The 14723-nt window shown below is 59.9% G+C and carries 13 protein-coding genes and 1 pseudogene; 12 read left to right on the forward strand and 2 right to left on the reverse strand.

Features of this window, described 5'->3' with window-relative positions; all coding sequences use genetic code 11:
- Nucleotides 1-6: 6 nt before the first annotated feature.
- Both ACUDAL_RS05190 and ACUDAL_RS05195 read right to left on the reverse strand, forming a co-directional pair.
- Nucleotides 7-159, reverse strand: coding sequence for a hypothetical protein (locus tag ACUDAL_RS05190; RefSeq protein WP_444677357.1), 153 nt, complete (start codon nucleotides 157-159; stop codon nucleotides 7-9).
- Nucleotides 160-300: 141 nt separating this feature from the next.
- Nucleotides 301-740 (reverse strand): annotated as a pseudogene (locus ACUDAL_RS05195) (DUF488 domain-containing protein).
- 1112 nt (nucleotides 741-1852) lie between these two features.
- Here ACUDAL_RS05195 and ACUDAL_RS05200 point away from each other — a divergent pair.
- The 12 genes from ACUDAL_RS05200 (at nucleotide 1853) to ACUDAL_RS05255 (ending at nucleotide 14591) form a co-directional block, all read left to right on the forward strand.
- Nucleotides 1853-2332 carry a hypothetical protein gene (locus tag ACUDAL_RS05200; protein WP_444677358.1) on the forward strand — a complete coding sequence of 160 codons (480 nt, stop codon included), beginning with the start codon at nucleotides 1853-1855 and terminating at the stop codon, nucleotides 2330-2332.
- A complete protein-coding gene (locus ACUDAL_RS05205) occupies nucleotides 2290-4017 on the forward strand; it encodes a polysaccharide biosynthesis protein (RefSeq protein ID WP_444677359.1) in 1728 nt (575 codons plus the stop codon). Before ACUDAL_RS05200 ends, ACUDAL_RS05205 begins: the two co-directional genes overlap by 43 nt.
- A 164-nt stretch (nucleotides 4018-4181) precedes the next feature.
- Nucleotides 4182-4796, forward strand: a complete 615-nt coding sequence (locus tag ACUDAL_RS05210; RefSeq protein WP_444677360.1) for a polysaccharide biosynthesis/export family protein — start codon at nucleotides 4182-4184, stop codon at nucleotides 4794-4796.
- Nucleotides 4729-5295 (forward strand): SLBB domain-containing protein, encoded by a 567-nt coding sequence (locus tag ACUDAL_RS05215; protein WP_444679316.1) that lies wholly within the window; start codon nucleotides 4729-4731, stop codon nucleotides 5293-5295. The genes ACUDAL_RS05210 and ACUDAL_RS05215 overlap by 68 nt, the downstream gene beginning before the upstream one ends.
- 2 nt (nucleotides 5296-5297) lie before the next feature.
- On the forward strand, nucleotides 5298-5738 hold the full coding sequence (locus ACUDAL_RS05220; RefSeq protein ID WP_444677361.1) for a low molecular weight protein-tyrosine-phosphatase: 441 nt from the start codon (nucleotides 5298-5300) through the stop codon (nucleotides 5736-5738).
- 75 nt (nucleotides 5739-5813) lie between these two features.
- Nucleotides 5814-6551, forward strand: a complete 738-nt coding sequence (locus ACUDAL_RS05225) for a Wzz/FepE/Etk N-terminal domain-containing protein (RefSeq protein ID WP_444677362.1) — start codon at nucleotides 5814-5816, stop codon at nucleotides 6549-6551.
- Nucleotides 6539-8011 carry a polysaccharide biosynthesis tyrosine autokinase gene (locus ACUDAL_RS05230; RefSeq protein ID WP_444677363.1) on the forward strand — a complete coding sequence of 491 codons (1473 nt, stop codon included), beginning with the start codon at nucleotides 6539-6541 and terminating at the stop codon, nucleotides 8009-8011. The genes ACUDAL_RS05225 and ACUDAL_RS05230 overlap by 13 nt, the downstream gene beginning before the upstream one ends.
- A 41-nt stretch (nucleotides 8012-8052) precedes the next feature.
- The gene (locus ACUDAL_RS05235) at nucleotides 8053-9075 is read left to right on the forward strand and encodes an NAD-dependent epimerase (RefSeq protein WP_444677364.1); all 1023 of its coding nucleotides are present in this window, start codon (nucleotides 8053-8055) and stop codon (nucleotides 9073-9075) included.
- Nucleotides 9076-9258: 183 nt separating this feature from the next.
- Nucleotides 9259-11064, forward strand: a complete 1806-nt coding sequence (locus tag ACUDAL_RS05240) for an ABC transporter ATP-binding protein (protein ID WP_444677365.1) — start codon at nucleotides 9259-9261, stop codon at nucleotides 11062-11064.
- Nucleotides 11065-11402: 338 nt separating this feature from the next.
- Nucleotides 11403-12608 (forward strand): glycosyltransferase family 61 protein, encoded by a 1206-nt coding sequence (locus ACUDAL_RS05245; protein WP_444677366.1) that lies wholly within the window; start codon nucleotides 11403-11405, stop codon nucleotides 12606-12608.
- Nucleotides 12601-13170, forward strand: a complete 570-nt coding sequence (locus ACUDAL_RS05250; RefSeq protein WP_444677367.1) for a glycosyltransferase family A protein — start codon at nucleotides 12601-12603, stop codon at nucleotides 13168-13170. The genes ACUDAL_RS05245 and ACUDAL_RS05250 overlap by 8 nt, the downstream gene beginning before the upstream one ends.
- A complete protein-coding gene (locus tag ACUDAL_RS05255) occupies nucleotides 13146-14591 on the forward strand; it encodes a glycosyltransferase family 2 protein (RefSeq protein ID WP_444677368.1) in 1446 nt (481 codons plus the stop codon). The genes ACUDAL_RS05250 and ACUDAL_RS05255 overlap by 25 nt, the downstream gene beginning before the upstream one ends.
- The last annotated feature ends 132 nt before the right edge of the window (nucleotides 14592-14723 follow it).

Raw genomic sequence — 14723 nt, forward strand, 5'->3', positions numbered from 1 at the left:
AGTGCCTTAGCTCATGCCGAAATTAGGATCTCCGGCAGCGTTCTCGTTGCCTGAACGTACTTCGGAGGAGTTGGGCTGAGTACCGCCCAGCGTCTCTTCCACGCTCATCCGAGTCAGTTCGGGGGTGACCCACTGGCCTTTCAGCGTCTTGTGTTCCATTGTGAAGCCCTCGTAAATTCACGTGCACTCTTATGAGTGCACCCTCAACATAGGCCCGTCATGGTTCGCCCACAATCCGCCTGGAGCGTGATTTTGCGCCACGTTTCGGCATGGTTTGCGTCATGCTAGAGCGTGATGAAATTATCGGGAAGGCATGCCCTGGCTTGCCAGCAGGTGAGCCAGGCAAGGAGGCGACGAAGGCTCGCAGTCTGCCGTATCTTCGGCTTGGAGCGCTTCGAGCAGCGCTTGCTGCAGGGTGGGTAGATAGGAGTCGTCGAGATTGCGTTCGGCAGAAAGCAGCGTGAGCCTGCCGCGACGTGCGTGGCGCATCAGAGGCAATAAAGCCTCGGGGTGGTCACGCAGTTCTCCGCGGTAGCGAACGGTAAACACCGCGCTGCTGATCTCCTGCTGATGCAGCTGTCGTCTCAACAAGGGGGAGGAGAGGCGTCACGATACCAGTCGGTAAGCGCCAGGGCTTCGCGCTGCTTGCCTCGCGGCCACAGCCGATCGACCAGGACGCGGGCGCCGTCATCGGGCTCACTGGGGCTGTAGATGCGCTTGAGCGCGATGTCGTAACTCATGGGTCTCCCTCCTTGGCGTTGGTCGAAAGCTGCCGGCGGCTGCAGCGTGGGCCGGGCTTGACGGCGCTTCGTGGCTTTCGCATCGAGCAGGCGGGTCGGCACCTTACTCGGGATTCAACCATGTTGGATACGTTTCGTCACGTGACGCTCAGCCTGAACAGGCTCCCGTATGCTGATGGTCTGGTTTCTGCATTTGGGTTCTGACCTGATTGCCCTGCATCGGTGTTACGCATAAGTCGCTGGCAAGCGACAGCTGGATAACACTTTGTCACATAGCCAGCCCAAAGACAGCTATTTCTTATTGCCTTCATGGCAAGATTCCGTCTGTGGCACGTTTTATATAAGCCAAGGAGGACGATAGTGCAATCCAGTAAGTAATAAAGAAGGTAGGAGGTGATTGGAATCTTGGTGTGGCAAATATAATGCCATGTTACTCAATTTTACCAATGTGTGCGCCTGCGAGCAGCGGAGACGAGGGGATCGAGTGTTTTTATCCGTATCATATCGGCATGATTCACCACGATTTTTTAGATTTCTCATCCTTGTTGTTGCATTGGTTTAATGCTTCGTGATTGCGTTGGTAATAATATTGAAAGTTTGTTCTGCGGGCTATATTTTCCTATCATGGTCTTTTGCCGTTAGAAATAAAACAGGAAAAAGCGATGTAAAAACAAATAGATAGATCTGTCTCGCTGATCCGTTGCGTGGATCTGTCTGCAGAATGGTGCCGGCTAGGCTATTGATTGCGACCTATCAATGACAGCGGTTGACGCCGCGGTGGAATGCGGGACAATGGCCACCTCCTCAAAAAATAGTGTTTCTACGCAGTGAAGAAAACGAGGTTGCAAAAAGGGGGATGTGTTGTAACCTTGTGTATCTGTATGCCGTTAGTCTGTATAACGAGTAGCGTACTGTCAGGGACGGCAAGGGAATCGTCGAAAAGTGAGGCCTGTGACGCATCAGTGCGAATGTCACTCTGATGATGGCAGTGCCGCTGTCAGATGCTTTTCGGACAGTTGCTAGGGCAGCTTGCAGGTAGTCCATGATTTGCCACTGGTTAACCAGTCTGGAAATGCTTGGAACTGTTTGGTGAGTCAGACAAGGGAGCTGTGATGACGCCACTGCTTAAGACACTATTTGATCTGCCGCGCTCGCGTAAGCGCGTAATCCAGATCATTGCCGATACCTTCTTGATTGTCCTGAGTTTTCTTACCGCCATGCTGTTGCGGTTGGACAGTCTAGCGTTTATCGGTGATCCGTCGGTATGGCTGGCGCTGCCGATCATGGTGCCGGTTAGCCTCTATCTCTTCATTCGGCTGGGGTTCTACCGAGCCATCATTCGTTATCTCGGCCTGAAAGCCTTCCAAGCCATTCTCGCGGGGGTAGCGGCTTCTGCCCTTACCCTGGGCCTTGTCAGCTCGCTGCTTTCCTTGCCAGTGCCGCGCTCCGTGCCTTTCATCTATGCCATGCTGGCCTTGATGACGATCGGGAGGTCAGGCTGGGGCTGCGCCTGCTGTATCAGCATGGCCAGCAAAGGCGCAAGACCCGCGTGCTGGTCTACGGAGCGGGTGCCGCCGGACGCCAGCTGGTGATGTCGCTGCGCCATGGACGTGACTATGAGCCCGTTGGCTTCGTCGACTTTGCTCCCAAGCTGCTTGGAACCCATGTTCAGGGCCTCAAGGTTTATTCGCCATCAGATACGGCCCGCTTGATCAAGTCCTACGGGATCGAGAAGCTGTTGCTGGCGGTGCCGGACGCGACGCGCGCCCGGCGTCAGGAAATCATCGAATCCATCGAGCTGCTCTCGATTCCAGTGCAAACCATTCCCGACATGGCGGATGTGGTTTCGGGCAAGGCCAAGTTCAATGAGCTTCGTGATGTCGCCGTCGAGGATCTGCTGGGGCGTGACCCCATTCCGCCCGACCCTTCACTGATGGGGGCCAACCTGACGGGCAAGGTCGTGATGGTGACGGGGGCGGGCGGGTCCATCGGCAGCGAGCTGTGCCGCCAGATCATCCTACAGAAACCCAAACAGCTTCTCTTGCTGGATAGTTCGGAGTTTTCGCTTTATCGCATTGAGCAGGATCTGCTGCGTATCGCCAAGCTTGATTCGCTCAATGTTGCCTTCAGGACACTGCTCGTCTCGGTACAGAACCGCGAGCGCCTGGAAACGATTCTGCGCACCTTCCAGGTCGATACCATCTATCACGCTGCGGCTTACAAGCACGTGCCCATGGTGGAGCACAATCTGGCGGAAGGCATTCGCAACAACGTCTTCGGCACGTTGGCCGTGGCCCAGGCGGCCATTGCGACGGGCGTTGCTGATGTTGTGCTGGTGTCCACCGACAAGGCGGTACGTCCGACCAATGTCATGGGGGCCAGCAAGCGGATGGCCGAGCTGGTCTGCCAGGCCTTGGCTCAGTGCCAGAAGGGCACGCGCTTTGCCATGGTGCGGTTCGGCAATGTGTTGGGCTCTTCGGGTTCCGTGGTGCCGCTGTTCCGCAAGCAGATTGAAAACGGTGGCCCGCTGACGGTTACCCACCCCGATATTACGCGCTATTTCATGACGATTCCCGAGGCAGCGCAGCTTGTCATCCAGGCTGGCGCCATGGCCAACGGCGGGGATGTATTCGTGCTCGACATGGGTAAACCGGTCAAGATCGTCGAGCTGGCGACTCGCATGGTGCGTCTGACCGGGCTGGAGCCGCATTTTCCCCAATCGCAGTGGGCCGAAGGCGATGAAAAGGTGCCTGTTCCGGGTGCCACGGGCTCCCAAAAGGCTAGCAAGGGCGATATTCCTATCATTTTCACCGGCCTGCGTCCGGGCGAGAAGCTCTACGAAGAGCTGCTGGTAACGGAAAAGGTGGGCCAGACGCGCCACCCGCGAATCATGACCGCCAACGAAGCCTCGCTGAGCTGGGACGAGCTCTTGCCTTTCCTGACCGCGCTGGAGAAGGCCTGCCAGCGACAGGACGCGCCTGGGATCCGAGAGATCCTGATTGAGGCGCCGACGGCGTACCAGCCCGATTCCGACATTGTTGATCACCAATGGCTGCAGCAGGCCAGGGCCTACGCACCTGCCGGCGAAGTTCCGCTCAGCGTGGTGGAAAAGGGCGCGGAGACGGGGGTGGCCAGGAGTGTAGAAAAGGGAGCGTGCAGCCTTGCGAAAGCGCCGACAAGACTCACCTGGCGCGACCAGCCTGTCGATGCAGAGGCGCCGGAAGAGCATCACGCCTTGCACGAAAATTTGGTCATTTATTCAACGAAAGGCCAGTAACGCCTGAGCCTTGGCAGTACCACACAGAACGCCAATTCAAGCAGTCATACTGGCCTCGGGGATGTGCCGTAAACCTCGGGGCGGTAGCGTGCTCAGACGAGGTTGGGAAACTGGGCACGAAAAGGGCGACCGAAACGACAACCATCGTTCAGGGGCATTATCACATGCACACAAAAAACTCTTCTCGTCTCTTGGCGATTGCATTTACCACCGTACTGCTGGGTGGCTGTGCGCTCGCACCCGGTGGTCACATGGATTATGACACCGAGACGCCTTCAATTACGCACCTGGTTGATATCGAAGCCATCACGCCTGATCTGATCGCACGGCAAGAGCAGGCGCCGCCCCGGGTCAGCGCCATGCCGTCCGCCTTGCGCGAACAGATCGAGCGTTACGAGTACCGCGTCGGGCCTGGCGACATCCTGAGTATCATCGTCTATGAGCACCCGGAGCTGACCATACCTGCCGGGGCGGAACGAAGCGCGGCCGAAGCTGGCCATCTGGTTCGTCCGGACGGCACGATCTTCTACCCGTTCCTGGGCCGCATCAATGTTGCCGGGAAGACCATCGACGAGATTCGCGCCCAGCTGGCGGGGGCTGTCACAATTCCTGACCAACCCCCAAGTGGATGTGCTGATTGCCGCGTTCAACTCCAAGAAGGTCTACATCACCGGCGCGGTTGGCTCGCCGGGCACCTTGCCCATCAACAGCGTGCCGATGACCATCATGGATGCTATCAGCCAGGTGGGCGGCCCTTCGGGCGATGCCTTCTGGCATGACATGACGCTGATTCGTGACGGTCGGGAAGAGCGGCTTTCGCTCTATGCGCTGCTCAGCGAGGGTGACCAGACCCAGAACCGCCTGTTGCAGGATGGCGACGTGCTGCATGTGCCCACTGCGGCCAACAAAGGGATCGCCATGCTGGGTCAGGTGCGCTCGCCTGGCAACCTGCAGATGGGCCGCGACCGGCTCTCGCTCACCGATGCACTGTCCCGTGCCGGCGGCATCAGCGAAGCCACGGCGAGCCCGTCGGGTATCTTCGTGCTGCGCCGTCAGCCTGAAGAAAGCGACAAGCTGGCCACCGTTTACCAGTTGGATGTCTCCGATGCGACCGCCTTCACCGTCGCCAGCCGTTTCCAGCTTGAGCCGCAGGACATCGTCTATGTGACCACCGCTCCGCTGGCCCGCTGGAACCGCGTGATCAGCCTGCTGCTGCCGTCACTCTCGCTGCCGGGTGATGTCAGGGGCACGTCGCGGAACCTCGAGGACCTGCTCTAAGTATGTTTCAACACATCCTGGTGGTATGTACGGGCAACATCTGTCGCAGCCCGGTGGCTGCGGCAATGCTGCGCCAGCGCTTGCCCGGGCGGGACATCAGCTCCGCCGGCCTGGGTGCGCTGGTCGGCAGCGACGTGGAACCCCGTGCCCGTGCACTGGCCGAGGCGGACGGAATCGAGGTGGGCGCACACAAGGCGCGACAGCTCGATACCGACCTGCTCAGCCAGGCGGACCTCATCCTGGTCATGAGCGATGGCCAGCGCCGCGAGATCGGCAAGCAATGGCCTGAAATGCTCGGCAAGACGCTGCGCCTCGGCCAATGGCTCGAAGGGGGAGAGGGCGAGACATCCCCGACCCCTATCGCAAGAGCACGGAGGTTTTCGAGCATGTACACCGTCTTCTCGCTCAGGCGTCGGAAACGTGGGCGTCGAGAATGTAAATGACATCTCAGTGGAACCCACGGGTGGCACGACCTGCCGCGACTTGCGCGGTCTAATTCCTTGATGAAGTAGAGCCCTATGTCCAATAAACCGACCACTCAACCTCAGGCTGAAGAGACGATCAATCTAGGTCGCCTCTTTGGCGTTCTTTTTGATCACAAGTGGCTGATTATTTTCGTCACTGGCCTCTTCATGCTGATGGGTATCGTGCATGGCATGCTGGCAACGCCCATCTATCAGGCCGACGCCCTGGTGCAGATCGAGCGTCGCTCAAGCGTCAGCCCGTTCGGCGACGTCGGCAACGTCCTCGGGGTCGAGGCCCTCAACACGCCGGCCGAGGTGCAGATTCTGCAGTCGCGGCTGGTGCTTGGCCAGGTGGTGGACCGCCTGGGTCGCGACGTCATCATTCGCCCGGTGGAGATCCCGGTGATCGGTGATTTCGTGCTCCGGCGCGGCATTCCCCGCCCCGGCTTCATGGTGGGTTACCCCCATGTCTGGGGTGATGAAAGTCTCGACGTCGGCCGTTTCGAGCTTGCGGATTCGCGCCGAGGACAGAGCATTCTGGTGGAGCGCAGCATCGACAACCGCTACCGCGTCTTCGTCAACGAGGAGCCGGTAGGAAGCGGTGAAATCGGTCGGGTCGAAGCGTTTCTCGACGGTGACCTCGAGCTGAGCATCGACAGTTTCGACGCCGCGATCGGCAGCCGCTTTCAGTTGATGAAGCAGTCACGCACCTCGGCGATTCGCTCGATCGGCGGCCGCCTGCAGGTGATCGAATCGGGGGGCGCGGTACGCCAACCGGCATGCTGCGCATGACCATGGTCGGGGCGGATCGCGAAGAGATCCTACGCACGCTGGATGCGGTAGCAGAGACCTTCCTCACCCAGAACGTGGAGCGCCAGTCGGCCCAGGCTGAGCAGAGCCTGCAGTTCCTGGAGGACCAGGCGCCAGAGCTGCGCGAGCAGCTGGTAGGCGCCGAGCAGCGGCTCAACGAGTACCGCGCCAACCTCGATAGCGTGGACCTCTCCAGCGAAGCCCAGGCGGCCATCCAGCGTTACATCGAGCTCGAAAGCCGCTTGAATGAGTTGGAGTTCCAGGAGGCGGAGCTGGCCCAGCGGTTTACTCCGAGCCACCCCTCCTACCAGGCGCTGCTGCGCCAGAAGCGCCAGATCGAGGAGGATCGCGCCGAGCTGAATGCGCGGGTCAACGAGCTGCCGGCGGCACAGCAGGAAGTGGTTCGCCGCACGCGCGATGTCGAGGTGACCCAGGCCATCTACGTCAACGTGCTCAACAAGATCCAGGAGCTGCAGGTTGCCCGTGCCGGCACCATCGGCAACGTGAGGATCATCGACCGCGCCGCCATCAGTGGTCTGGTGGCCCCCAATCGTGCCCGAACCACGCTGCTTGCGACTCTGCTTGGCGCTATCCTGGCCGTTGGCGGTGTGCTGTTGCGCGAGCTGCTGCGGCGTGGCGTCGACTCGCCGGAGCAGATCGAGGCCGCGGGCCTGCCGGTCTATGCCACCATTCCGCTGTCGACCGGCCAGAACAAGCTGGCACGCAAGGTGAAGCGCAAGAAGAAGCGGGCCTCGCAGGATATCGTCGTGGGGGTGCTGGCCGACCGTGAGCCCTCGGATCTCGCCTTGGAAGCGCTGCGTGGCCTGCGCACTAGCCTGCACTTCGCCATGCTGGAAGGACGCAACAACCGCCTGATGATCACCGGACCAAGTCCCGGGGTTGGTAAGAGCTTTGTCAGCATCAACCTTGGTGCCGTATCGGCCCAGGCCGGCAAGCGCGTGCTGCTGGTGGATGCTGACCTTCGTCGCGGCCATATCCATCATGCCTTTGGCAAGGGTAGCGAAAACGGCTTGGCTGACTACCTCTCCCATCAGGCCGACCTGGATGAAATCATCCAGCCCACGGGGATGGAAAACTACTGGGTGATCACGCGCGGGACGGCGCCGCCCAACCCCTCGGAGCTGCTGATGCAGCCGCGCTTCACCGAGGCCATGGAAGAGCTCAGCCGGATGTTTGACCTGATCATCGTAGATACGCCGCCGGTGCTTGCCGTTACCGATGCCAGCGTGGTGGGCAAGCAGTGCGATACCACCCTGCTGGTGGCACGCTTCGAAACCAACCCGGTACGTGAAATCATGGCGGCCAAACGGCGCCTCGAAAGCAACGGCCTGGTGGTGCAAGGCGCCATCCTCAATGCCATGGAGAAGCGGGCTTCCACGGCAGCAGGTCACTACGGCTACTATTTCTACAATTATCGCTAGGCGATACGTTTTGCCTCGCGTTGGATGAAGAAGACGATCTCATGAAGATATTGGTTACAGGCAATGCCGGGTTTATCGGCTTCCACACCGCCAAGCGCCTGCTGGAGCGTGGCGACAGCGTGGTGGGGTTCGACAGCGTCAACGACTACTACGACCCGGCCATCAAGGAAGCGCGCCTGGCGATCCTCGAGCGCACGGCGCAGGAGAGCGGCAGCGAATACGTCTTTGAACGCGCCAACCTGGCCGACCAGGAAGCGGTTAACCGGGTGTTTGCCCAGCATCGTTTCGACCGCGTGATTCACCTCGCGGCCCAGGCGGGGGTGCGCTATTCACTGGAAAATCCGCACAGCTACGTGGAGAGCAATATCATTGCCTTCACGAACATTCTCGAGGCCTGCCGGTACGCCGAGACTCCGCACCTGACCTATGCCAGCACCAGCAGCGTGTACGGTGCCAATACCCACATGCCCTTCGTGGAGCATGAGGGAGCCAACCATCCGCTGCAGTTTTATGCTGCCACCAAGAAGGCCAATGAAATGATGGCGCACAGCTACAGCCATCTGTTCGGGTTGCCGACCACGGGCTTACGCTTCTTCACGGTGTATGGGCCTTGGGGCCGGCCTGACATGGCGCTGTTCAAGTTCACCCAGAACATCTTGAAAGGCGAGCCGATCCAGGTCTTCAACCATGGCAAGCACACGCGCGACTTCACCTATGTCGACGACATCGTGGAAGGGGTGATCCGCGCCAGCGACCAGGTGGCGACGGCGGACCCGGACTGGTCGAGCGATGTGCCCAACCCGGCCACCAGCAATGCGCCATTCCGGCTGTTCAACATCGGCAACGACAATCCGATCGAGCTCGGCGGCTACATTGAAGCCATCGAGGAAGCGCTCGACAAGCAGGCCATTCAGGAGCTGCTGCCGCTGCAGCCGGGCGACGTGCCGAACACGTTCTCGAACTCTCAGGCGCTGGAAAAGGCGGTGGGCTACAAGCCGGCCACACCGGTCAAAGAGGGTGTGGCCAACTTCGTCGCCTGGTATCGCGAATACTTTAAGGCATGATGTACTGCTGAGGGCTGGATAGGGTGGGGGTGGCCGGGGTTGCCGGCCACCTTCCTCCGTCAGAAGGGACGCACAGCAACAGTATCGGAGCATGAGCCGAGCCTCGGCCATCAAGGAAAGGCGGCAAGCCGCCAGAGCATGCTCCGTTCTCAGTCATGGAAAGCCCAAAAAGTCGAAACCACTATGCTTCACAATCTGAAAGAACTCTACCGGCTCCTAACCCTGGAGCAGCGTAAGAAACTCCTCCGATTGCAGATCCTGACGGTGTTGATGGCTTTCGCCGAAATAGCGGGCGTACTTTCCATCGGTCCGTTCATGGCGGTTGTCGGTGACATGCAGCAGCTGGAAGGCACCGGCATTCTGGCCCAGCTCTACCAGCGTTCTGGTGCGGAAAGCCATGAGCAGTTTTTATTCTGGATGGGCATCGGGGTGCTGGTCATGCTCTCCCTGGGCGCCATGATCTCCATGTATACGGTGTGGCGCCTCTCCATGTACGGCGCCAGGGTAGGCGCGGAGCTGAGCAGTCGGCTATATACCTTCTATCTTTACCAGCCGTGGCTATTTCATGCGAGTGGCAGCAGCAGTCAGCTGACCAAGCAGATCACCGGCGAATGCAACCGGGTTACGGGCAGTATCATCAAGCCGTTCATGCAAATGAATGCCAAGCTGGTGATGGCCACGCTGATGGCGGTCTCCATTTTCATCTATAACCCTGCGGTGGCCCTGGCTGGCATCGTGGTGTTCCTGGCCGCCTACCTCCTGCTCTACCGCACGGTTCGGCACAAGCTGGTGGCCAACGGCAAGACCATTTCCGCCATGCAACGCCAGCGGTTCCAGCTGATGTCGGAAGGCTTCGGGGGCGTCAAGGACGCCCTGCTGCTGGGCAGGCAGGCAAGCTTTACCGAGCGTTTTGAAAAGGCAAGTCATCGAGCAGCCAGAGCGCAGGGGACCACCCAGGCGCTTAGCCAGGTGCCGCGCTATGCCATGGAGCTGGTGGCGTTCGGTGCCATTATTTTCCTTGTGCTGTACCTGCTGGTGACGCACCAGGGGAACCTTGGCACCATTCTGCCTATTCTGTCGGTATACGCCCTGGCGGGTTTCAAGATGCTCCCCGCGTTCCAGCAGATCTATACCAGTATTTCCACTATCCGCGGCAACCTCGCCGCCTTCGAAGCCATTCGGGATGACCTCTACGCCAGCCGTGAAGTAAAGGCAGGCGCTGCCCCGGGGGCTGCGTTGGCCGAACCTAGCATAACGCCCAAAGAGGCGATTCGACTGGAAGACGTGAGCTTCCGCTATCCTGGCAAGGCGGAATCGGCGTTGAACCACCTCGACGTGACGATTCCGGCCAATCAGGTGATCGGGCTGGTCGGTGCATCAGGTTCCGGCAAGTCGACGGCGATCGACCTGCTGCTGGGTTTGATCGAACCCTCGACCGGACGGCTGCTTGTTGATGGGCAACCTATCACCGATGACAACCGCCGGGCTTGGCAGAATACGCTGGGCTTCGTGCCGCAATCCATCTTTCTGGCCGACAGCAGCATTCGAGAAAACGTTGCCTTCGGTCTCCCGCTGGCGAGCATCGACGACGACAAGGTCAAGCAGGCGGTCACCATGGCTCACCTGGACGAGCTGGTCGCCGAACTGCCCGATGGCTTGAACACCCGAGTGGGAGAGCGAGGGGTACAGCTCTCCGGTGGCCAGCGCCAGCGAATCGGGATTGCCCGTGCCCTCTACAACGATGCCGAGGTTCTGGTGCTGGACGAAGCGACCAGTGCGCTCGATGGAATTACCGAGAAACTGGTAATGGATGCCATCCACGACTTCTCCGGTAAGAAAACCATCATCATGATTGCGCACCGGCTGGCCACCGTAAAGCAGTGCGACTGTATCTACCTCATGGCCAATGGCTCCGTCGTGGACAAGGGCACCTACGATGAGCTGGCAGCACGCAACATTACCTTCAGGCGCATGGCTGAACACGCCTGACCCTGAACAGGTGAGAGAGCAGGGCCGGCCTGAATTCCAGCCATCCCTCCCGTAACGCCCAGCTTGCTTTCTAAGGGCTAGCGCAGGGTTTGGCTCCAAGCGGGCCGCAGCATTTAGGACGGGGAATGGCAAAACTCATGCGTGTTTCGCTGGGAGTGGGTGTGGGGCTGCAGAAAAGTGCTGAGCTCAGTGGTTTTGAAAAGCCAAACGTAGTTGGCTATGGTTATGTGCTTCAGGTTTACGGCATGTTGTGTCGTGTAAAGAACAGGTGAGCTCGAAAGGGAACGTCGGGGATAGTCAATCGCTGTCGCCTATCAAGGAACAGAGAGGAGACGAGCATGCTGCAAGCGTCCACAATCAAGGCCGCACTTGGTGACATGGTTCAAGCCGGCGTCGCCAGAGGGCTGCCACCCCGCTGGTTTGGCTACCAGCGTGTCGTGCATGAAACCGTGCAGGACTATTTTGCACGCCATGGCAACCAGGTCGGCGGCGGACGATATGAAACCGTGCACCCCGAAAGCGTTTCGCGTCACGCCCTGCCTTGCAACATCAAGAATGACGACGTCCTGCCGGCCGATAGAGGATGGTGGGGACACTCCTTTCGCGACATACCGCAGCGACGCAACCAAGAAACGTTCATCGCCACTCTCCCCGACTGCCTTGTCACCTGGTACAAACGTCCGGACAAGCAGAACAGCCTATGGCCGGCCATTCTCAATGGCGACCAGCGCGCCCTGAAAATGCGCGAGATTAAGTTTCGGAGCGGTCACGCTGCGGTGCTTCGCAAGTCGCCTGAGCCGGTGCGAATGCAGCAGGCGATCTGGGTCACCGAGCGGGTCTACGACAACCACTCCCATTGGCTGACCGCCCATTTGCCGAAGCTGCTGTTGTTGCGCGAGCGCAATATGTTGGACAACGTCCTGCTTCCCATGGAACGTACGCCGGCAATGGATGGTTCGTTGCGGCTGCTTGGCTTGGATCCAGAGGGCTTCAAGACCTTCGATCTCTCGCGCCCGCTCAAGGTCGAGCAGCTCACCGTGGTGGGAACCGACCGCTTCCGGCCCGAGCTGATACGTCAAGTACCCGATGCGTACGGTGTCGATGACGCCGCCCCGGCGCAGCGCAAGATTTTCATCAGCCGGGCAAAGGCAGAGCGACGCCGGCTGATCAATGAGGATCAGCTCTGGCCGCTGCTGGAAGCCGAGGGGTTCGAACGCGTCTTCATGGAAGAACTCAGCTTCGAGGAACAGGTCGAGCTGATGAAGAGTACGGCGGTGCTGGTGGCACCGCATGGTGCCGGATTGACCAACATGATGTTCTGCCAGAAGGGCACGCATATTGTCGAGATCGCCGACCTTGGCTTTCCCAATCCCAATTTCTACGCCCTTGCAGCGGCCATGGGGCACAATTACTGGCTGATCCAGGCCGACTCCGTGGGTGATGTGCATCCCCTTGAAAAGGACCTCAAGGTCGATACGGATGCTGTAAGCCAGATCCTGCCGCGCCTGTCCTTGCGGCCTAATGAGCTTCGCGACGATGCGTGATTCTGCGGATATGGAAATCTCGATCATCATCCCTTGCCACAATGCCGAAGCCTACATTGCTCAGACGATCGGCTCTGTGCTGGAGCAGACTCGCCTGCCGAAGGAAATCATCGTGATAGACGATGGCTCTTCCGACGACAGCCTTGCGGAGGCACGGCGTGTTGCGGCGACGTCTCAGGGCAGAGTTAAGGTCTACGCCGAGCATTCGGGCAACGCGCCGCGCACGCGCAACCTCGGTGCCCTGCTGGCCGAAGGCGACGCCTACATGTTCCTGGATGCCGATGACGTGCTTGGGCCCAATGCCCTTGAGGCGCTGGCCGAGGCCTTGGCTACGTCTCCTGCGGCAGTGGCGGCATGTCCGTGGAAGCGCCTGGAGCAGGAAGGAGAGGCGTGGGTCAGCCGCCCCGCCACGGGGCCGAAGCGGCGGGCAGACCAGGATGCCCTGGCCGGCTGGCTGACCGGCTGGTATTACCCTCCCTGTGCCCTCCTGTGGTCGAAGCAGGCGTTTGACCACATAGGGGGTGGGACGAAGAGGCGGTGGTCAATCAGGACGGCGATCTGATGATGCGTGCGCTGGCGTGCGGCATCCCGCTCGTCGAGACAGCTGCCGGCGTCGCCTACTATCGCCGCCTGCCCACCGGGCAGGTTTCGCTAAGCGGTAAGCGCATGACCTACGAGGGGCTGGTGGCCCGTATCGGCATCCTCGACAAGATCGCACGCATTCTTGAAGAGCAAGGTCGCATCGAGCATTACTGCTCTGCGCTTGCCAGCGCATTTGCGCTGATCGCCGCCGATGCCCGGGGCACCTATGCCGGGCTCCAGCAGGAGGCCACGGAGCGGCAGCGCCTCTATACGCCTTCAGCGCTCCGTAGGGGCGTGATACGGCTGCAGCGCTCCCTCGCGCGGCATAAGTCCACTCAGGCAGATGGCCGCGAGGCGGCAGGGCAGCAGGCGCCCGAGGTCGTCGTATCTGGACTTGGCCACGCAGAAGGCGTACGTCCCGATATAACGACCGCGGGAGAAACCGAGGCGCTGATACCGGTAGCGGCTATCGTACGGCCGGCTGTCAGTGTGGTGATTCCTGTCTATAACCGAGCGCACCTGCTGAGCCGCAGCTTGGCAAGTGTGGTGAACCAGACCTGTCAGGATTTTGAAGTCCTGGTCATCGATGACTGCTCACGCGACGATCCGGCTGCAGTGATCCGCCAGTTTGGCGACGAACGCATTCGCTATGTTCGCCAGCCTTATAACCAGGGGGTGGCGGCAGCGCGCAACCGCGGTCTGCGAGAGGCAAGAGCCCCGCTGGTCGCCTTCCTTGACGATGACGATGAGTGGTTCCCGGAAAAGCTCGAAGCTCAGATCCAGCTTTTTGAAAAAGCTCCAAAGGAGCTGGGTCTGGTCTACACCGGTGTCGAGACGGTGACGGACAACGGTGAAGTGACCGAACAGGTGGCGGCGGCGCGCGGCGATCTCTACCGTGAGCTGCTGGTGAAGAACCTGCTTCATGGCGGGTCAAGTGCCATGGTCCGGCGCAACGTGATTACGCGAGTGGGTTTTTTCGATGAAACCCTGCCGGCCATCGAGGACTATGACTACTGGCTACGCATTAGCCGCTACTACAAGGTGGACTGCATTGGCCGGCCCTTGGTCAGATACCATGATCTGCGCGATATCAGCACGACGCAGGAGGCCTCGGCGCGCCGGTCGCGCAACATCGAAGCCAACTTGAGAGCCAGGGAACTCTTCTACGAGAAGCATAAGCGCGAGATGCAGGCTCATGGTGTTGCCCACCTGTTCCTCGCGCAGAGTGCCCGACGGCATGTGTCGTCGGAGTGGCACGATGCCGCAGGGGCAAGGCGCCTGGCGCTGAAGGCCTTTTTTATGGCGCCGGCGTCACGTTACACCCAGGCGGCGCTGGGCAAGGCGCTGGTCCCGCGTAGCAAGATCGACACCTACCGTCGCGTATTCACAAGGCTCTCCTAGCGAGGATGCAGGCAGCCATATCATCGATGTCAAGGTGGCAAAGCAAGCGGAGTGACACAAAAAGCAACATAAACGCTCTGTTACGGATAACGGCAAAACAAGAGGGAGATAGATGCGTCTATGTGTCATGGC

This window comes from Halomonas sp. E19 (genome assembly GCF_052439355.1).
GTDB lineage: Bacteria > Pseudomonadota > Gammaproteobacteria > Pseudomonadales > Halomonadaceae > Halomonas.

Excerpts from the sequence above, each read along its gene's own strand:
- ACUDAL_RS05190 (WP_444677357.1), bottom strand. The coding sequence starts at position 159 with ATGGAACACAAGACGCTGAAAGGCCAGTGGGTCACCCCCGAACTGACT.
- ACUDAL_RS05200 (WP_444677358.1), top strand. The coding sequence starts at position 1,853 with ATGACGCCACTGCTTAAGACACTATTTGATCTGCCGCGCTCGCGTAAG.
- ACUDAL_RS05210 (WP_444677360.1), top strand. The coding sequence starts at position 4,182 with ATGCACACAAAAAACTCTTCTCGTCTCTTGGCGATTGCATTTACCACC.
- ACUDAL_RS05220 (WP_444677361.1), top strand. The coding sequence starts at position 5,298 with ATGTTTCAACACATCCTGGTGGTATGTACGGGCAACATCTGTCGCAGC.
- ACUDAL_RS05225 (WP_444677362.1), top strand. The coding sequence starts at position 5,814 with ATGTCCAATAAACCGACCACTCAACCTCAGGCTGAAGAGACGATCAAT.
- ACUDAL_RS05230 (WP_444677363.1), top strand. The coding sequence starts at position 6,539 with ATGCTGCGCATGACCATGGTCGGGGCGGATCGCGAAGAGATCCTACGC.
- ACUDAL_RS05235 (WP_444677364.1), top strand. The coding sequence starts at position 8,053 with ATGAAGATATTGGTTACAGGCAATGCCGGGTTTATCGGCTTCCACACC.
- ACUDAL_RS05240 (WP_444677365.1), top strand. The coding sequence starts at position 9,259 with ATGCTTCACAATCTGAAAGAACTCTACCGGCTCCTAACCCTGGAGCAG.
- ACUDAL_RS05245 (WP_444677366.1), top strand. The coding sequence starts at position 11,403 with ATGCTGCAAGCGTCCACAATCAAGGCCGCACTTGGTGACATGGTTCAA.
- ACUDAL_RS05250 (WP_444677367.1), top strand. The coding sequence starts at position 12,601 with ATGCGTGATTCTGCGGATATGGAAATCTCGATCATCATCCCTTGCCAC.